This is a genomic window from Cupriavidus sp. 05N39 (genome assembly GCF_056397325.1).
Window position 1 is genome coordinate 68909 of the sequence record NZ_JBFTNE010000017.1, and the last position, 16706, is coordinate 85614.

Here is a 16706-nt window from a genome sequence, read left to right on the forward strand (position 1 = left end):
CATGCGCCCTTGTCTGCCGGGGTTGGCCGCTAGTTTATGCAGACTTGTCGGTGGCGTGCAAGCGCACCGACCAGGCCACGCCGATCATCAACAACACAATGGCGGCGATCTCCAGGGGGCGCGGCAGGCGGTGGTCGAAGACAAAGCCATACGCCAGCGCGAACAGCGTCTCGAAGACGATCATCTGGCCCGACAGCGTAAGCGGCAGGCGGCGGCTGGAGATGTTCCACAGGTTGTTGCCAATCAGCGACGCACCGAGCGCCACCGCGGCGTTGACCATCCAGAACCATTGCCAGTCGCGGCCGCTGCCGGCGGTGCCCAGGCTGTCGCTGGCCAGCAGCCAGCCCGCCAGCGCCAGCACGACCGACACCACGCCGGTGGAAATGCCATAGAGGGCGGACCATTCATTGCCGCTGTATTGCGGATTGCGCTGCAGGTAGCGCGCGTTGTCTACGGCATAGAGCGTCCAGCACACCAGGGCGCCGGCCGCGCAGAGCACGCCGGCCAGGCGCTGCCAGACGGTGCGCAGCGCCTCTCCCCCGGCGCTGGCGCCATGGGCGCCGCCGCCGGCGAACAGGTCGATATTGATGCAGGCGATGCCCGCGGCGACCACCAGCAACGGCCAGATCAGGCGCGACAGCGGCACTGCGCCGTGGTCGCGCCGGCCCATGATGGTGACCGAGATCGGCAGGATGCCGATGATCAGCGAGGTCGGACCCACCCCCGCAAGCTGCACGCCGAAGGCCAGCAGCACGTAGTACAGCAGGTTGCCGGTGAAGGCCTGGCGGAGCAGGGCAACGCAATCGGCGCGGGTGAGCTTGCGTGCAATGCGCCGCATCAGCGGCAGCGCGGCGATAAACGCCACCAGCCCATAAGCGAGGTAGCGACCAATCGCAAGTTCCCAGGGCGAGAAGACGGGCAGCAGCTTGGGGGCGATAAACACCATGCCCCAGAACGCGCCGGCCAGCAGGCCGCACAGTACGCCGATACCCATCGTTGCTTGCCTATGCCGGAAAAAGGACGACGAGCATAGCAGACTTGAACAAGGGCACCCTCAGGCGCGTCAAGAAACAAGCCATTCCTGTATAATTCGGTTTTGCGCCTAGAGGAATTGCTATGCGTCTTGTCCAGAAAGCACTCACATTCGATGACGTGCTCCTCGTGCCGGCTTATTCGTCGGTGCTGCCCCGGGATGTTTCGCTCCGTACCCGCCTGACCCGTTCGATCGAACTGAACATTCCGCTGGTATCCGCCGCCATGGATACCGTGACGGAAGCCCGCCTGGCGATTGCCATGGCGCAGGCCGGCGGTATCGGCATCGTCCACAAGAACCTGAAACCGGCCGACCAGGCCCGGGAAGTGGCGCGCGTGAAGCGCTATGAATCCGGCGTGCTGCGCGATCCGATCACCATTCCCCCCGACATGAAGATCCGCGATGTGATTGCACTATCACATCAGTACGGCATCTCGGGTTTCCCGGTGCTGGAAGGCAAGACCGTGGTTGGCATCATCACCAACCGCGACCTGCGTTTCGAGGAAGAGCTGGACGCGCCCGCGCGCGCCAAGATGACCCCGCGCGAGAAGCTGGTCACGGTTGGCGAAGACGCCTCGCTGGAAGACGCCAAGCGCCTGATGAACCGCCACCGCCTCGAGCGCGTGCTGGTGGTCAACCAGGCCTTCGAACTGCGCGGCCTGATCACGGTCAAGGACATCCAGAAGGCAGTGGAGCATCCGCTGGCCAGCAAGGATGACCGCGGCCAGCTGCGCGTAGGCGCGGCGGTTGGCGTGGGCCCCGACAACGACGAGCGTATCGAGTTGCTGGTCAAGGCCGGCGTCGACGTGATCGTGGTCGACACCGCGCACGGCCACAGCCAGGGCGTGCTGGACCGCGTGCGCTGGGTCAAGCAGAACTTCCCGCAGGTGCAGGTGATCGGCGGCAATATCGCCACCGGCGCTGCCGCGCGCGCGCTGGTCGATCATGGCGCCGACGGTGTCAAGGTCGGCATCGGCCCGGGCTCGATCTGTACCACCCGTATCGTGGCAGGCGTGGGCGTGCCGCAGATCACCGCGGTCTCCAACGTGGCCGAAGCCCTCAAGGGCACCGGCGTGCCGCTGGTGGCCGACGGCGGCATCCGCTACTCGGGCGACATCGCCAAGGCGCTGGCAGCCGGCGCGCATGTGGTCATGATGGGCGGCATGTTCTCCGGTACCGAAGAGGCCCCGGGCGAAGTGTTCCTGTACCAGGGCCGCTCGTTCAAGAGCTACCGCGGCATGGGTTCGGTGGGCGCGATGAAGGACGGCGCTGCCGATCGCTACTTCCAGGAAGACAACACCGCCAACGTCGACAAGCTGGTTCCCGAGGGGATTGAAGGCCGCGTGGCCTACAAGGGTTCGGTCACGGCCATCATCCACCAGATGTGCGGCGGCGTGCGCGCCTCGATGGGTTACTGCGGCAGCAGCTCCATCGAAAGCTGGCACGACACCGCAGAGTTCGTGCAGATCACGGCCGCCGGCATGCGCGAATCGCATGTGCACGACGTGCAGATCACCAAGGAAGCGCCGAACTACTACATCGACTAAGCCGGTCTCGATGAACTGGCGGCTGCGCGGGACCCGACGGTCCTGCCAGCCGCGCGCCGGCTGCGCCCACCGGCGTAGCCTGCAAGGGCCAGCGCGGCCGGGATTGCCGGCCACGCTGCGCCCCCAAGCCACGCTACTTGCCTGGCCGGAGGAGCTCTGATGAAAGTATTGCTGCGTGCCGTGCTGTTCCTCGATGCCTTGCTGAATCTGCTGCTCGGCGCCGTCTTGCTGCTTTCGCCTTTCACGACCTTTTACAGCGCGCTGCAATTGCCGCAGCCGCAGCCCCCCATGTACGGGCAACTGCTTGGCGTGGCGCTGGTCGGCCTGGCCTTGCTGCTGTGGCAGGCGACCGTCAACGGGCAGCTCACGGTCGCGGTGGCGCGGACGGTTGGACAGGTCAACCTGGCCAGCGCGCTGCTGATCGTGACCTGGATGCTTATGCTCGACCTGCCGGTGCAGGGCGCCGGAAAGATCTGGCTGCCGGTGCTGGCCGCGGTAATGGCCTTCTTCGCGGCGGTGCAGATCCCGGCCGCCAAGCGCGTGCGCGTGCGAGAACGCGCGCAGCGCGAGCTGCAAAAAGAGACGCAAAACAAGGATGCCGGCGCGGCCCCCGTGGCACGCCGGCCGCAATCACCTGAATACCGGCGTGAGCCCGGTGTCACGCCTCCGCCCGGTTATGGTCCGGGCACCGAAGTGATGCCCGAGCCCCTGCCGGACGAAACGCCATCCGCCCATCATGCACGACAAAATCCTAATCCTTGATTTCGGCTCGCAGGTTACGCAGCTGATCGCCCGCCGCGTGCGCGAAGCGCACGTCTACTGCGAGATTCACCCGAACGACGTCACGGAAGAATTCGTGCGCGAGTTCGCGCCCAAGGGCATCATCCTGTCCGGCAGCCACGCCAGCACCTACGAAGACCACCAGCTGCGCGCGCCGCAGGCGGTGTGGGACCTCGGTGTGCCGGTGCTGGGCATCTGCTACGGCATGCAGACCATGGCCGTGCAACTGGGCGGCAAGGTGGAGTGGAGCGACCATCGCGAGTTCGGTTACGCCGAGATGCGCGCGCATGGCCATACCGCGCTGCTCAAGGACCTGGAGGATTTCTCCACGCCCGAAGGCCACGGCATGCTCAAGGTCTGGATGAGCCACGGTGACAAGGTCGCCGAGCTGCCGCCGGGCTTCAAGCTGATGGCCTCCACGCCCAGTTGCCCGATCGCCGCCATGGCCGACGAAGCGCGCGGCTACTACGCCGTGCAGTTCCACCCGGAAGTTACGCATACCGCCAAGGGCCGCGACATTCTGGAGCGCTTCGTGCTGAAGATCGCCGGCGCCAAGGCTGACTGGGTGATGCACGACCATATCGCTGAAGCCGTCGCCAAGATCCGCGAGCAGGTGGGTGACGAGGAAGTGATTCTCGGCCTGTCCGGCGGCGTTGATTCCTCGGTGGCCGCAGCCCTGATCCATCGCGCCATCGGCGACCAGCTCACCTGCGTATTCGTCGACCACGGCCTGCTTCGCCTGAACGAAGGCAAGATGGTCATGGACATGTTCGCCGGCCGCCTGCACGCCAAGGTCATTGCCATCGACGCGTCCGAGCAGTTCCTCGGCCACCTCGCCGGCGTGACCGATCCCGAGCAGAAACGCAAGATCATCGGCCGCGAATTCGTCGAAGTGTTCCAGGCCGAGGCCAAGAAACTGACCAACGCCAAATGGCTGGCGCAGGGCACGATCTACCCCGACGTGGTCGAGTCCGGCGGCACCAAGACCAAGAAGGCCACCACCATCAAGAGCCACCACAACGTGGGCGGCCTGCCGGAAACGCTGGGCCTGAAGCTGCTCGAGCCGCTGCGCGACCTGTTCAAGGACGAAGTCCGCGAACTCGGCGTGGCGCTTGGCCTGCCGCCGGAGATGGTCTACCGCCATCCCTTCCCGGGCCCGGGCCTGGGCGTGCGTATCCTGGGTGAGGTCAAGCGCGACTACGCCGAGCTGCTGCGCCGGGCCGACGCGATCTTTATCGAAGAACTGCGTGGCACGGTTGCCACCGAGCAGGACGCTGCAGCGGGCATGTGCGAGCCTTCGCAAGTAGGCAAGAGCTGGTACGACCTGACCAGCCAGGCCTTTGCGGTGTTCCTGCCGGTCAAGTCGGTCGGCGTGATGGGCGACGGACGCACCTACGACTACGTCGTGGCGCTGCGCGCGGTACAGACCACCGACTTCATGACGGCGCACTGGGCGCACCTGCCGTACGCGCTGTTGGGTCGTTGCTCGAACCGCATCATCAATGAGGTGCGTGGTTTGAACCGCGTGGTGTATGACGTGTCGGGGAAACCGCCGGCTACGATCGAGTGGGAGTGAACCTCATTTTGGTGCATTTTCTGGCGCCACCTGGCAATGACAGGCAGTAGCAGTAAGTGATCCAAGCCCGCGATTCTGCGGGCTTTTTTTCGCCCGGCTGCATCCAGATTTCTGGCATTGATAGGCAGTATCAGGCGGCGAAAGAGGCCGGGTACGGCACTTCGCGGATCAGGGCAGTGAGTTCTCCTGCGCGCGCGCCAGCGCGCTCGTGCGGTTGCGCACGCCGAGCTTCGCAAAGATGTTGTGAAGGTGCCATTTGACCGTGGCCTCCGACACGAACAGGCTTTGCGCCAGTATCACGGCCGATTTCGAGGCGGCGTAGGAGCCAAACAGCGGCACACCGTTGGTGCCGGCCAGCGACGAGATGTTGACCACCGCACCCTTGCCCGAGGCGGCGAGCGCGCCCAGCGAGTGCTTCATGCCGAGGAACACGCCCATGACGTTGATGCTCATGAGGCGGCCGACCCCTTCCTCGCTCTGGTCGAACAGCGGCTTGACGATCTCGATGCCGGCGTTGTTGACCAGCGTATCGAGCCCGCCGAAGGCGGCCGTGGCCGCCTCCACCGCGCGGACCCAGWCAGCGCTCCTGGTGACGTCGCAGGGCACGAAGCGCGCCTGCGGGCCCAGTTCGTCCGCGGCGCTGGCGGCCCCGGCCTCGTCGATGTCGGCCAGCATTACCCGTGCACCGCGTTCGACGAACAACCGGGCGATGGCAAGGCCGAGCCCCTGCGCCGCACCGGTGATGAGGGCGTTGCGGCCCTGTAGTTCGATCATGTCGTTGTCTCCTGTCCGCCTGTGATCGGCGGTGGAGACATTGCAACAGGCGCGGGCGGATGAGCAGCCCACCTAAAGGATGGTTTTTCGTGCTGCGGCGCACCAGGGCCTGGCGCGCGTAGTTGCGCTTGTACGCGAGCCTGGACGCTCCGTGGCGGCCGCACCAGCCCTGGCTGGCGGCGCGGATCGTGGCCATGGTATGGGTAGCGATGATGCCTCGCTGGACCACTGCGCGAAGGGGAGGGAGTTTGTCGGTATCCGTTGCGGCATCGACCGGTTGATTCCACACCGACTTCGGCCAAGCAAGGGCAGGAGAAGGTCGACGTCCGGCGACCCCAACTGGCTGTCCAGAGGTACAAGTGAGTAAGCGTGTGCGTCCGAAATTCTCTCTCGCTTCGATGCGGTAGGCCTCGGAACATCCAATCCCGTTTTTTACCTATACTTTCCCGCGCTGAACGCTGAATTCAGTAACCGTTTTCCGGTGGAGTAGCCCGCACATTCACGGGTGCACCCTGGATCGGTTTTTTGAGGACGTGTACGTGTTCCCCCCATGTCCAAGAACGCCAGACGCGCCTATCGGGCTGAAATTTTTCCACCCCCAACTAATGGTTCCGAGGGCAGCGACCGAACCCTGCTGTATTTCGGTTGGCTGACCCTGTTCATCTATCTGGCAACGCCGGCCGGTTATCTGATTGACATACAGACGTCGTACATACTCAAGAACCAGTTGCATGCGACGGCGACGCAGATCTCGACATTCCGGCTGGTTACGGGCATACCCGTGTACTTTGCGTTCGCTTTCGGCCTCGCGCGCGACCAATGGGACCCGATGGGATTGCGCGATCGCGGCTTCTTCCTGATTTTCGCTCCGGCGACCGCGGTGGCATTCATCTGGATGGCGTTTTCGGGTTTCTCATACGCGGGACTGGTCATCGGGATGCTGCTGGCGATGCTGTCGTCCCGATTTATCGCCGCAGCCTATCAGGGGCTGGTCGCTCTGGTGGGCCAGGAGAAGCGCATGTCCGGGCGCCTGAGCGCTCTGTTGAATGTGGTCAGTTCCGTCCCGGTCGTTGCGGGAGCGTTTGCTTCCGGGTACTTTTCCGATCATCTTGCCGCGAAAGAAGCCTTCGTCCTGGCTGCGATGTTCACTTTATTGATTGCCGTGATGGGACTCTGGAAGCCCGTTTCCGTCTTCGGCCATACCTACGAGCACCCGCAAGCCAGGGGCGCGGATCTTGTTGGGAATGTCAGGCGGCTGGCGAAGCATAAGGCCGTTTATCCAGCGGTTCTCATCTGCTTTCTGTGGAACTTTGCGCCAGGATCGGCCACTCCGCTGCAGTTCTATCTGACCAATGAGCTGCATGCATCGGATTCCGTTTACTCGTACTACAACGGGATCTTTGCCGCCGCGTTCATCCCGACATTCCTGCTGTATGGCTTTCTGTGCAAGAGCGTATCGCTGAACAAGCTGCTGTGGTGGGGAACGATCGTCGCAGTGCCGCAGATGATTCCGCTGGCATTCATTCACTCTGCGAATCTTGCGCTTGTATTGGCGGCACCGATAGGGCTGATGGGCGGTGTAGCCACGGCAGCATACTTCGATCTCGCGATGCGGTCCTGCCCGCCAGGCTTGCAAGGAACCTTGATGATGCTGGTGGAAGGCGTTCTCGCGCTTTCGGCGCGTGCCGGCGATCTATTGGGCTCATGGATCTACAACAGCAGTTCAACGCACGGATTCACATATTGTGTGATCGCGACGACCGTGGTGTACGCACTGATCCTGCTCTTGATCCCGCTGACGCCGAAAGAACTGATTGCTACCAGGGATGGCGAACCTTCGAGGTGAGGCGTCGGCGGAGTCGACAGAAGTTCATTGCCGTGACCGACCAAAGTCAGGCACCGGGTACGTGATAACATTCGCATGTGAACTAAATGGCATCTTTTATCCGTCAAAGACATGGAGCATCGACTCGTCTATCTATTGAACGTCGGCCAGCGTCGACTGCATAGGTGGTCACAAGCGCGCACGGCCGCGGGTGGCGTGACAGCGGCCCAGGCTGGACTGCTTTTCTTTCTGGGCAGGAACGACGGGGCGCTGATGGGCGAGGCTGCCGCAGCGCTGGATCTGGGCGCACCCGGGATGAGCGGTCTGGCTGACCGGACCGAAAGGGCGGGCCTGATCGAGCGCCGGCCGGACGAGACCGATCGCCGTGCATCGCGCCTATGGCTGACGGAGGCAGGACGCTTGGCTCGCCGGCGTTCGAAGGCTGGCATGAAGGAAACAAATGCCAGGCTGACCGAAGGTTTCACCACGGCCGAAATTGACGTGGTGGCGCGGTGGCTGACCAGCCTGCAGACGAAGTTTCCGGCCGCCGACGAAGGCGAGTTGTAACCTGGGCAGCGGCCGGACAGCGAATCACTCGACTTACTGCAGGGCGACCTTGGTGAAGTCCGGTTTGCGCTTCTCGGCGAAGGCCGAGAATGCTTCCTTGGCTTCGGCACTGGCCAGCCGCTCCTCGAACCTGGCGCTTTCGCTGTTCATCTGCGAAACCAGTTTCTCCGCGTCGCGCATGAGCTTTTTCATTGCACTAAGGGAGCCGGCGGGCCTGGCGGCAATCTTTTCGGCCATCAGGCGCGCGTCCGCCCGCAGCTGGTCATTGGCGCAAACTTTGTTCGCGATGCCCCATGCCACGGCGGTTTGCGCGTCAAGCGGCTCGCCCAGCGCGAACATCTCAAAGGCCCTGACGTGCCCGATACGCAGGGGAAGCAGGTAACTTGAAGCCGCCTCGGGAACAAGGGCAAGGTTCACGAAGGGCGTGATCAGCAGCGCATCCTGCGCGAGCACGACGTAATCGCAATGCAGCAGCATGGTGGTGCCGACGCCGACGGCCTTGCCGTTGACCGCGGCGACAATCGGTACGGTCGAGTTGGCAAGGGCGCGCAGAAAGCGGTGCACGTGGCGTTCGCCGGGGCCATTTCCTGCCGCTATCGCTGCGAATTCGCCCACATCATTGCCCGCCGTAAAAATGTCCCCGTCGCCTTGCAGCAGCAATACCCGGATATTGCGGTCCTGCTGTGCCTGCTCGATAGTGTCGGCGAGCGCGCCGTACATCTCGTTCGTCAATGCATTCTTCTTGTCCGGCCGGGCAAGCGTAATGGTCAGGACGCCGCCGCTAAGGTCAACACGAATTTCCGAGCTCATGGTCTGTCTCCAGATGGGTTGCGTAATGCCGTGCAGGCATTCAATTTAACTTCGCATGCGAAGTATATATGTAATTCGCGTGCGAAGTAAACCGCTGGCCGATCGAGAACCATATCTGCCCCCCCGGAAATGACTTGCCGGGAGCGGGTCTCGACGGCGAGTGCCTGCAGTGGGCAGCCGTGCGAGACGCAGTACGCATTAGAGGAACGGCAAAATGTTCGCCATCGCGCGCGTCACGTAGGCCTCCTTTTCCCCCACTGGCGCCACATAGTGAATCGCGCTACGTGCAGCGTCGACGCCTTCCAGGCGTGCGATGAACCAGGCCGCCAGATACTGCGAGGACAGACATCCGCCGGCGGTCGCGACGTTTCCCTTGGCCACGAATGGCTGATTGAGCACAGCCACACCTGCCTCCTCGACCCACGGCTTGGTGGTCAGGTCCGTGCAGGCCGGAACGTCGTCCAGCAGGCCCAGCTTGGCAAGCATGAGCGTGCCCGAGCACTGCGCGCCCAGCAACTGGCGCGTCGGGTCGAACCTCAGCTGCGACATCAGCGCGGCATCGGCGACGACGTCCCGGGTCCGTATCCCGCTACCCACCAGCACGGCGTCCGCGTCGCATGCGTCCTTCAGCGACGCTTGCGCCTCCATCACCACACCGTTCATCGAGCGCACCTTGTCCGCCGGACTGGCGATCGACACCCGCCAGCCCGGCTGCTTGATCCGGTTGAGGATGCCGAGTGCGATCAGCGAGTCGAGTTCGTTGAAACCTTCAAAGGTCAGGATGGCGATGTGCATGTCGGTCCTCGTGCGAGTGGAAACGCTGTATTGCGCCATCGTAGAACCGATATTCAATACATCCAAATAATTGTCATGGATACGCTCAGGCATGCCTCACTCATCGCGAGTGCCAAATCGAGCGCCCCATCCCACCTGCGGAAGCTGACTCAAACTGTAGCCGCCTCTGGCTAGCCACGCGCATCGCGGTGCAGCGTTTGCAAGCGCGGAGGGGGCGCCGCCGAAGGGCAAACTTGTCCCAGCGGCAATCGACCTTTGCAGATATTGGCAGCAAGGCGGTCGACACATTGCTTGTAGCGCATCCGAGCATCGCAGAGTGTATCCATGACAATTATTTGAATGTACTGGTTGTCGGATTTACGATGGCGCCGTAGCCCAGTTGGCCGGCATCGCCCTGGTGGTGAAGCGAGCATCAGCGCCGAAGATTCGTCTGCCCGTCCAGAAATGGGGCCGTCGAGTGTTGCTGGGGTCAGTCCGAACTCAACCTGATATGAAGGAGCGCAATTGAAATCGTCCGACAACTCTTTCTCGCAAGCACGACGGCTGACCCGCGAGGTGGCCGACATGGCAGAGAAAACGGAGAGATCATGGATGACTTCCTGATTGCCTTCGGCGCGCTCTGGTTTGTGATCTGTTTGTACGCCGGCCTGGCGTATCACATCAGGGGGATTGGGCCAGGCGCGGCACCACAGAGCAAGTCTCTTCCATGGATCCGCAAGGAGACCTTCATGCCTGCAGACACTGCATCCGCCTCTGCGGCTTGCCATCCTCGTGGGCGAAGGAGGAACTCGCGGCAGCGATTGCTACGGTGCGCGACGAGGTCATCGGGGCGAATTCGTTCTTCGCGCAGGTAATGTCGCACGACGTCCGCCATATAACCACGCCATGGGCGGCAGAACGCTCAGGCACGATCAGGTCTTTGTGCATGGGCAAGTCCGGGGGGCGAACGCGCGAACAGATGGAACCATTGAATCGGCTCGTACGTGTACGGGTCAAACGCGATCGTGTGGACTGCCGTACCCATAGCGCTCTTCACGGCGCCGCCGGCTTCCGAGACGACATGGATTTCGCAGGCATGGGCCGGCACCTTGAAGTTGGCCATCTCGAAGAAAGAAGCGGCGGCCATATCGACGGACTGGAAGCCGGGGAACACCACGACTCCGATGCGCTTCATCTTGTCCTAAAAGGAGGGAAATTCGTCATTCAGGCCTCAGGGTGGGCATCTACCATGGAGCTGTCAATCCGCTCGGCATGAGGACTCCAGATGAGCGCTACCGACAGCTCGAAGGGAAACACGATTCAACTGAACGTGGCTGCGCTGACCCGGCTCACCCTGGCGGTCGCTTGGGGCATGGCTGGTTTCGAATGTCAGGAAGGGGGTGTCGAATGAATAGCACTGCACTGGCCTGCACCGCCGTGCTTGGTCTGCTCTTGTTCGCACTTGGACTCGCCATCTCGGTCCTGCGCACTCGTGTCGGCGTGCTGAGCGGATACGCTCCTGAGCCTGATCGGCTGCTGACGAAACTGGTTCGCGCTCACGGCAACACTGCCGAGTACGTCCCGTTCTTCGCGTTGCTTTTTCTGTACCTCGGCTTTCGGAATCCGCCTCACTGGCAGCTCTGGTGCATGGCAGGTGCAACTGCCTGCCGCTTGCTCCTGGTGGTTGGACTACTTGCTTGGCCATCGATGACGAAGCCCAATCCGGCTCGCGCTATCGGAGCCTTGGGAACTTACGCGTTCGGGATAGCCCTCTGTGTTGCATTGCTCAACGGCCGCTAGCTCTCTGGCCGCGTCGCGCGGTCTGATTTCATGCCGGATCCTGGGGTCCTGGTGTGGCCCTTCGTTCGCCAAGCTTCACGTTGCAAGGGCTGACCATCCGCCCGGTTACCGGCATTGCATGTGCGCGTGCCCCGGTGCAATGGAGCGAAGCATTCGTGTTCTGCGCAGAGAGCGAAGCGTGCGGCGCGCATTCGAGCACATTGAATCGACCTGAAGAGGAGAGGTACTGATGTCGAATCGGATCAACACCGGTCGTCGGCGCTTTGTTGGGACGGCGGCCGTCAGCGCAGGTGCGATGGAACTGGTCTTGAGCGGGCTGGCGCACGCACAGTCCAGTCAAGCCAGCGGGCCTGCTGCAGGCGCGAACGCCTCAGCGTCGAGTGCATCGTTCACCGAGATCAGGCAGATCGATGCCGGCGCTCTGAATGTCGGTTATGCCGAAGTCGGCCCGGGTACCGGCCCGGTCGTGATCTTGCTCCATGGCTGGCCATACGACATCCACAGCTTCGTCGACGTCGCGCCTCGGCTCGCGTCGGCGGGCTATCGGGTGGTGGTTCCGTACCTGCGCGGCTACGGGACGACGCGGTTTCTTTCCAGCGACGCGGTCCGCAATGGCCAGCAGGCGGTGCTCGCCGTCGACGTCATCGCGCTGATGGATGCGCTGAAGATCGAGAGGGCGATCATCGGCGGTTTCGACTGGGGTGCACGCACGGCCAACGTCGTCGCGGCGCTGTGGCCGGAGCGCTGCAAGGCGCTGGTATCGGTGAGCGGCTATTTGATCGGCAGCCAGCAAGCCAACAAGGCGCCCTTGCCGCCGCAGGCGGAGCTCACGTGGTGGTACCAGTTCTACTTCGCGACGGAGCGTGGCAGGCGCGGCTATGAAGCCAACCGGCACGACTTCACGAAGCTCATCTGGCAACTCGCATCGCCGAAATGGCATTTCGACGATGCGACGTTCGAGCGATCCGCAAAAGCCTTCCAGAACCCGGATCACGTGGCAATCGTGATCTACAACTACCGCTGGCGATTGGGTCTTGCGGACGGGGAGCCGCAGTACGACGCGCTCGAAAAGCGTCTCGCAGCCGCGCCGGTCATCACCGTGCCGACCATCACTCTCGAAGGCGACGCCAATGGTGCGTCTCATCCCGAGCCTGCAGCGTACGCGAAGAAATTTTCCGGCAAATACACGCACCGGACCATGGGAGGCGGAATCGGCCACAATCTGCCGCAGGAAGCGCCCAAGGCCTTTGCGGACGCGGTGATCGAGGTTGCCGGCTACTAAGTGCCAACGTGTCGCGTGGGCTGCCTGCGATGCTAACGGCTCACTCCACACATTTGAGGAAAAGCCCATCATGAACCGTTTGTTGAAGAGATGTCTCGCATCGGCGATGTTGCTCGCCAGCGTGTTTCCGCTGAATGCGGCCCATGCCGCCCAGCCGCAGGATCTGAAAGGAACGAACGTCGTGCTTGTGCACGGCGCTTTCGCCGACGGTTCCAGCTGGAATCGGGTGATCCCGCTGCTCGAAGCGCACGGTCTTCACGTGGTTTCGGTTCAGAACCCGCTCAGCTCGCTTGCGGATGATACGGCGGCGACCAGGCGTGCGATAGAACTGCAAACCGGTCCGGTTGTGCTCGTAGGCCATTCGTGGGGCGGTTTCGTGATCACCCAGGCCGGCAACGACGATAAAGTCAAGGCACTCGTGTACGTGGCCGCTCTCGTTCCGGATAGCGGCGTATCGGTCAACGACATGATGAAAGGCAAGCCGGCGCCGGCCTGGGCAGGGAAATTGAGGAAAGACTCCGCAAACTTCCTGACGTTGTCCACCGACGCCGTGGTGAATGATTTCGCCCAGGATCTGACGCCGGCACAAGCACGCACCCTCGCAGCGACGCAAGGACCGTGGTTCGCGGGCTCTCTGGACGACAAGGTGAGCATCGCCGCGTGGCACACGAAGCCGTCGTGGTTCGTGGTCGCCAACCAGGATCGCATGATCGATCCGCGAGCCGAGGAAGCAATGGCAAAGCAGATCGGCGCAACAACGATACACGTCGATTCAAGTCACGTCGCAATGTTGAGTCATCCGAAGGCGGTTGCCGCCGCGATCATCGCAGCGGCCAGCAAAGTCCAGTAGCTGGCGCACCAGCCTGAATTCAGTCGGACATCAGGCTGGCCTGCGAGCAATCATTTCCGCCACCTCGTCACACCACGCGATATAGGCCTGTTCAGCCAGCACGCCGCGGCGCGTCACCAACAGCGGTCCAAGCTGATCCTCGCTCAGCTCGGCCTGCCTTGCGAGAAAAAATTCAAGCTGGACCTGGTGGTCTGCACGCACCTCACGGATCTGCTGCAACGCTGCCTCGCGCGACAGCAAATCGAAGCACAACACCCGCAGTATCTGTTCGTCCTTGATGGCCGGGCGCGGTGAACCTTTCGCCACCCAAGACCTCAGCTTCTCGCGTCCGGCAACAGTCATGCTGTAGATCGAGCGTTCCGGCCCGCGCGTTCCCGGCAAGCGCTCCGATGTGATGAGTCCATCCGTCTCCAGTTCTCGCAAAGCCGGGTACACCGAGCTGTGCTCGACCGACCAGCAATGCTGGCCCGCCATCTGCAGCCATTTGGTCAGTTCATAGCCGGAACGCGGCTGGCAATGTATCCCGGCAAGAAGAACATGCTTCAGCGGCTTTTCCTTGCTTGCCCTGGCTTCCTTCAGATCACTCACTCGCATTGCTCCTTGATTGCGTCAGCGCGCACGCGGAATGACTATGTTTTTTTTGACATAGTCAAAAAACCGTGCCACTATGTATTTTTCTACATACTGAATCTTACCCTATTCCCAGGGCAGCGACTGCGCCAGGCGTGGCGGCGTTGACCGGGTGCGGCCAGTCCGCCGTGTCGCCGCCTCTGAGCGCCAAGGTTGCCTGGACGAGGCGGCGCCGGCCGGTGCCGACAACATCAGCTACACCGGTTTCRTTTTGATCATTGATACAAGGAAGAGACTCATGTCCCAAGAAACCATCCTCGTCACCGGCGCCGCCGGCAGCGTCGGCTCGACCGCGCGCGCGGCCATCGCCATCCTGCTGGAGCAAGGCCATCGCGTACGCGCCATGGTGCGCAATCTGGACAAGCGCGCCGACATGCTGGGCGACCTGGGCGCCGAAGTCGTGGTCGCCGACATGCTCGACATCGTTGCCGTGCGCGCGGCCATGCAAGGCTGCTCAGTGGTCTATTTCACGATGTCGGTTTCGCCCGACTACCTGGAAGCAGCCGCCAACGTCGCGGTCACAGCCAAGAGCCTGGGTGTGAAGGCCTTCGTCAATCTGTCGCAGATGACGCTGTCGCAGATGAGCGAGACAGAGACCACCGGCAGCCCGCAACAGAAGCAGCACTGGCTCGCAGAGCAGATGCTGCGTTGGTCCGGCCTGCCGGTGGTCTACCTGCGTCCAACTGCTTTCTTCGAAGGCTTGTTCCTGCCGGCGGCCAAGGGCATCCGCGACGACAACGCCATCCGCCTGCCGTTCGCCGACGGCAAGACCTCGCCGATCGCCGCCGCCGATGTGGGGGCTGTCGCCGCAGCTGTGCTGGCCAACCCGGAGCCGCATATCGGCAAGCTCTACGAACTGACCGGCCCCCAGTCGCTGACGATGGCGGAGCTCGCACAGGAGTTCAGCGGCGCTCTGGGCCGCACCATCCAATACGTCAACGTGCCACCGCAGATCTGGGAGGCCAAGCTCCAGGAGATCCAGCAGCCGGCGCATCTGACCGCACACCTGGTCGTCATGGCCCAGCTACATCGCGATAACCGCTACGACCGCATGACCGGCACCTTCGAGCAGGGGACGGCCAGCGCGAAGTCCAGGATGGCCCATCCCCGGAAGGGCGCGCGCTATTTGGCGGCTTTGTGGTGATCAATGTCGAGACGCTGGAAGAGGCTTTGAACTGGGCTGAGCGCAGCCCCAGCTCATCAGCCGGATTTACGGAAGTCATCCCGGTCCTGCCGATCATCCGCGCGTAGGTCCGCGTAAGCGCTTGCAGATGGCACTGTCATCGCCGTTGCCTCGCTCTTCCCGCAACTGTGGCCAGCCCGTTCAACTGGCTGCGCATGCCCGAGGACGTCGACCGGCGCTTGCAAGTATTCGTGCAGCTGCTGGCCAACTGCCCATGAAACCTGCGTTTTGCATGTTTCCTACTCAACTAAGGGATTTCAGATGATCCGCACACACATGCTAAGGCGGGCGATTACAGCCGCCGCTTTCGCCGTTGCCGCCAACCTTGTCCTGGCTACGGTCAATGACCACGCGGGAGGGCCAGCTGTCGGCACAGTTCAGCCGAACGGCAATGCCTGCAGCGAACTTGCGGGCGACCCGCTGGACAACGCGCGCGAAGCCGACGGAACACTCTACGGATATCGCGTCTGAGGGCGCGTTTGGAGACTGGTCAGCCGCTGGGTTTCAGCGAACGGCGGAGCCGACCTGTTTTGTCTCGAGCGGCCGAACGGCAATCCACCATTGCAGAATCAGGTCCCCGGCAGCTATCTTGTCAGTGGTGAGGGCGGTTGGCGATATTGCCTGTCGGCAGTTCGGACCGCGGCCCTGCGAGCTGCCACACTGCCGGGAGATGCGCACCATGCACCTGGGAAAATCGTACACCGTATCCGAGTTCACGTTCTGGTCGAGACGGCAACTCTATGCCTCGCTAGCATGCGGTTCGCTGCCCGTTCTCCTTTATCAGTTCTTCGGGCTGAAATGGCTGTCGATTCCGGTCTCGGTTGTGCTGCTGCTGGGCACGGCCACGTCATTCATCGTGGGTTTCAGGAACGTGCAGACCTACAGCAGAGCCTTGGAGGCGCAGCAAATCTGGACTGAGATACTGAATGGCAGCCGATGTCTGGGTGTGATGGGCCGGGACTTTCTGGCGGGGCAGGCAGCCGGGCGGGAACTGATTCTCCGGCATTGCGCGTGGTTGACGGCGCTTCGCTATCAGCTGAGAACCCCAAGGATCTGGGAAAATGCGGGCAAGGTATYGAACGTGGAGTATCGAAAGTACTACCGGGTTCCAGAGTGGGAGACTCCATTGGAACAGGCGCTTGCGCGGTATCTGCCGCAGGCCGAACTCGACTCGCTTCAGCATGCCGAAAGCAAGACAACCCGGTTGCTGGGAACACAGTCGGCGACGATCAAGCGGTTCCTTGATGCCGGCGAGATCGGCAATGCCTTCTATTT

The 16706-nt window shown here is 62.5% G+C and carries 18 protein-coding genes and 1 pseudogene; 13 read left to right on the forward strand and 6 right to left on the reverse strand.

Annotated features, from left to right (window positions below):
* Positions 1–34 precede the first annotated feature (34 nt).
* Positions 35–994, reverse strand: a complete 960-nt coding sequence (locus AC1DN0_RS11105) for a DMT family transporter (protein ID WP_276290192.1) — start codon at positions 992–994, stop codon at positions 35–37.
* A 122-nt stretch (positions 995–1116) separates the two neighbouring features.
* On the opposite strand from AC1DN0_RS11105, the gene guaB reads away from it, so the two are divergent.
* The 3 genes from guaB to guaA all read left to right on the forward strand — a co-directional run bounded on the left by guaB (position 1117) and on the right by guaA (position 4936).
* A complete protein-coding gene (gene guaB, locus AC1DN0_RS11110) occupies positions 1117–2580 on the forward strand; it encodes an IMP dehydrogenase (protein ID WP_441631965.1) in 1464 nt (487 codons plus the stop codon).
* A gap of 159 nt (positions 2581–2739) precedes the next feature.
* Positions 2740–3342 (forward strand): hypothetical protein, encoded by a 603-nt coding sequence (locus tag AC1DN0_RS11115; RefSeq protein ID WP_441631963.1) that lies wholly within the window; start codon positions 2740–2742, stop codon positions 3340–3342.
* Positions 3317–4936 (forward strand): glutamine-hydrolyzing GMP synthase, encoded by a 1620-nt coding sequence (gene guaA / locus AC1DN0_RS11120; RefSeq protein ID WP_428179046.1) that lies wholly within the window; start codon positions 3317–3319, stop codon positions 4934–4936. Before AC1DN0_RS11115 ends, guaA begins: the two co-directional genes overlap by 26 nt.
* A gap of 168 nt (positions 4937–5104) precedes the next feature.
* Here guaA and AC1DN0_RS11125 read toward each other — a convergent pair whose 3' ends face one another.
* On the reverse strand, positions 5105–5710 hold the full coding sequence (locus tag AC1DN0_RS11125) for an SDR family NAD(P)-dependent oxidoreductase (RefSeq protein ID WP_477145717.1): 606 nt from the start codon (positions 5708–5710) through the stop codon (positions 5105–5107).
* Between the two features lie 550 nt (positions 5711–6260).
* On the opposite strand from AC1DN0_RS11125, the gene AC1DN0_RS11130 reads away from it, so the two are divergent.
* Both AC1DN0_RS11130 and AC1DN0_RS11135 read left to right on the forward strand, forming a co-directional pair.
* Positions 6261–7556: an MFS transporter gene (locus AC1DN0_RS11130; protein ID WP_441631959.1), complete on the forward strand. Its 1296-nt coding sequence runs from the start codon at positions 6261–6263 to the stop codon at positions 7554–7556.
* Between the two features lie 111 nt (positions 7557–7667).
* Entirely contained in the window at positions 7668–8102 is a 435-nt protein-coding gene (locus AC1DN0_RS11135) for a MarR family winged helix-turn-helix transcriptional regulator (RefSeq protein ID WP_441631957.1), read from the forward strand.
* Between the two features lie 33 nt (positions 8103–8135).
* Here AC1DN0_RS11135 and AC1DN0_RS11140 read toward each other — a convergent pair whose 3' ends face one another.
* From AC1DN0_RS11140 to AC1DN0_RS11150, 3 genes are all read right to left on the reverse strand, one after another.
* The gene (locus AC1DN0_RS11140) at positions 8136–8912 is read right to left on the reverse strand and encodes an enoyl-CoA hydratase (protein WP_441631955.1); all 777 of its coding nucleotides are present in this window, start codon (positions 8910–8912) and stop codon (positions 8136–8138) included.
* 198 nt (positions 8913–9110) lie between these two features.
* Positions 9111–9707 carry a DJ-1/PfpI family protein gene (locus AC1DN0_RS11145; RefSeq protein ID WP_441632000.1) on the reverse strand — a complete coding sequence of 199 codons (597 nt, stop codon included), beginning with the start codon at positions 9705–9707 and terminating at the stop codon, positions 9111–9113.
* A 901-nt stretch (positions 9708–10608) separates the two neighbouring features.
* The gene (locus AC1DN0_RS11150; RefSeq protein ID WP_441631953.1) at positions 10609–10881 is read right to left on the reverse strand and encodes a type 1 glutamine amidotransferase family protein; all 273 of its coding nucleotides are present in this window, start codon (positions 10879–10881) and stop codon (positions 10609–10611) included.
* A gap of 90 nt (positions 10882–10971) precedes the next feature.
* Between AC1DN0_RS11150 and AC1DN0_RS11155 the strand changes: the two genes are divergently transcribed.
* The 4 genes from AC1DN0_RS11155 (at position 10972) to AC1DN0_RS11170 (ending at position 13618) form a co-directional block, all read left to right on the forward strand.
* Positions 10972–11097 carry a hypothetical protein gene (locus tag AC1DN0_RS11155; RefSeq protein WP_441631951.1) on the forward strand — a complete coding sequence of 42 codons (126 nt, stop codon included), beginning with the start codon at positions 10972–10974 and terminating at the stop codon, positions 11095–11097.
* Positions 11094–11486 (forward strand): MAPEG family protein, encoded by a 393-nt coding sequence (locus AC1DN0_RS11160; protein ID WP_441631949.1) that lies wholly within the window; start codon positions 11094–11096, stop codon positions 11484–11486. Before AC1DN0_RS11155 ends, AC1DN0_RS11160 begins: the two co-directional genes overlap by 4 nt.
* 229 nt (positions 11487–11715) lie before the next feature.
* Positions 11716–12768 carry an alpha/beta fold hydrolase gene (locus AC1DN0_RS11165; RefSeq protein ID WP_441631947.1) on the forward strand — a complete coding sequence of 351 codons (1053 nt, stop codon included), beginning with the start codon at positions 11716–11718 and terminating at the stop codon, positions 12766–12768.
* A 70-nt stretch (positions 12769–12838) separates the two neighbouring features.
* Positions 12839–13618 (forward strand): alpha/beta fold hydrolase, encoded by a 780-nt coding sequence (locus tag AC1DN0_RS11170; protein ID WP_441631945.1) that lies wholly within the window; start codon positions 12839–12841, stop codon positions 13616–13618.
* 30 nt (positions 13619–13648) lie between these two features.
* Here AC1DN0_RS11170 and AC1DN0_RS11175 read toward each other — a convergent pair whose 3' ends face one another.
* Positions 13649–14212, reverse strand: coding sequence for a PadR family transcriptional regulator (locus AC1DN0_RS11175; protein ID WP_477102521.1), 564 nt, complete (start codon positions 14210–14212; stop codon positions 13649–13651).
* Positions 14213–14486: 274 nt separating this feature from the next.
* Here AC1DN0_RS11175 and AC1DN0_RS11180 point away from each other — a divergent pair, with 274 nt between their 5' ends.
* The 4 genes and pseudogenes from AC1DN0_RS11180 to AC1DN0_RS11195 form a co-directional block, all read left to right on the forward strand.
* A complete protein-coding gene (locus tag AC1DN0_RS11180; protein ID WP_477145718.1) occupies positions 14487–15392 on the forward strand; it encodes an NmrA family NAD(P)-binding protein in 906 nt (301 codons plus the stop codon).
* A pseudogene (locus AC1DN0_RS11185) lies at positions 15377–15499 on the forward strand (YciI family protein); the annotation flags it as partial. The gene AC1DN0_RS11180 and the pseudogene AC1DN0_RS11185, both read left to right, overlap by 16 nt.
* A 193-nt stretch (positions 15500–15692) precedes the next feature.
* Positions 15693–15902, forward strand: coding sequence for a hypothetical protein (locus AC1DN0_RS11190; protein WP_441631937.1), 210 nt, complete (start codon positions 15693–15695; stop codon positions 15900–15902).
* A gap of 208 nt (positions 15903–16110) precedes the next feature.
* Positions 16111–16706, forward strand: a 596-nt coding sequence (locus AC1DN0_RS11195) for a bestrophin family protein (RefSeq protein WP_477145719.1), incomplete at its 3' end; no start/stop codon positions are given.

Excerpts from the sequence above, each read along its gene's own strand:
- AC1DN0_RS11105 (WP_276290192.1), bottom strand. The coding sequence starts at position 994 with ATGGGTATCGGCGTACTGTGCGGCCTGCTGGCCGGCGCGTTCTGGGGC.
- guaB (WP_441631965.1), top strand. The coding sequence starts at position 1,117 with ATGCGTCTTGTCCAGAAAGCACTCACATTCGATGACGTGCTCCTCGTG.
- AC1DN0_RS11115 (WP_441631963.1), top strand. The coding sequence starts at position 2,740 with ATGAAAGTATTGCTGCGTGCCGTGCTGTTCCTCGATGCCTTGCTGAAT.
- guaA (WP_428179046.1), top strand. The coding sequence starts at position 3,317 with ATGCACGACAAAATCCTAATCCTTGATTTCGGCTCGCAGGTTACGCAG.
- AC1DN0_RS11130 (WP_441631959.1), top strand. The coding sequence starts at position 6,261 with ATGTCCAAGAACGCCAGACGCGCCTATCGGGCTGAAATTTTTCCACCC.
- AC1DN0_RS11135 (WP_441631957.1), top strand. The coding sequence starts at position 7,668 with ATGGAGCATCGACTCGTCTATCTATTGAACGTCGGCCAGCGTCGACTG.
- AC1DN0_RS11140 (WP_441631955.1), bottom strand. The coding sequence starts at position 8,912 with ATGAGCTCGGAAATTCGTGTTGACCTTAGCGGCGGCGTCCTGACCATT.
- AC1DN0_RS11145 (WP_441632000.1), bottom strand. The coding sequence starts at position 9,707 with ATGCACATCGCCATCCTGACCTTTGAAGGTTTCAACGAACTCGACTCG.
- AC1DN0_RS11150 (WP_441631953.1), bottom strand. The coding sequence starts at position 10,881 with ATGAAGCGCATCGGAGTCGTGGTGTTCCCCGGCTTCCAGTCCGTCGAT.
- AC1DN0_RS11155 (WP_441631951.1), top strand. The coding sequence starts at position 10,972 with ATGAGCGCTACCGACAGCTCGAAGGGAAACACGATTCAACTGAACGTG.
- AC1DN0_RS11160 (WP_441631949.1), top strand. The coding sequence starts at position 11,094 with ATGAATAGCACTGCACTGGCCTGCACCGCCGTGCTTGGTCTGCTCTTG.
- AC1DN0_RS11165 (WP_441631947.1), top strand. The coding sequence starts at position 11,716 with ATGTCGAATCGGATCAACACCGGTCGTCGGCGCTTTGTTGGGACGGCG.
- AC1DN0_RS11170 (WP_441631945.1), top strand. The coding sequence starts at position 12,839 with ATGAACCGTTTGTTGAAGAGATGTCTCGCATCGGCGATGTTGCTCGCC.
- AC1DN0_RS11175 (WP_477102521.1), bottom strand. The coding sequence starts at position 14,212 with ATGCGAGTGAGTGATCTGAAGGAAGCCAGGGCAAGCAAGGAAAAGCCG.
- AC1DN0_RS11180 (WP_477145718.1), top strand. The coding sequence starts at position 14,487 with ATGTCCCAAGAAACCATCCTCGTCACCGGCGCCGCCGGCAGCGTCGGC.
- AC1DN0_RS11190 (WP_441631937.1), top strand. The coding sequence starts at position 15,693 with ATGATCCGCACACACATGCTAAGGCGGGCGATTACAGCCGCCGCTTTC.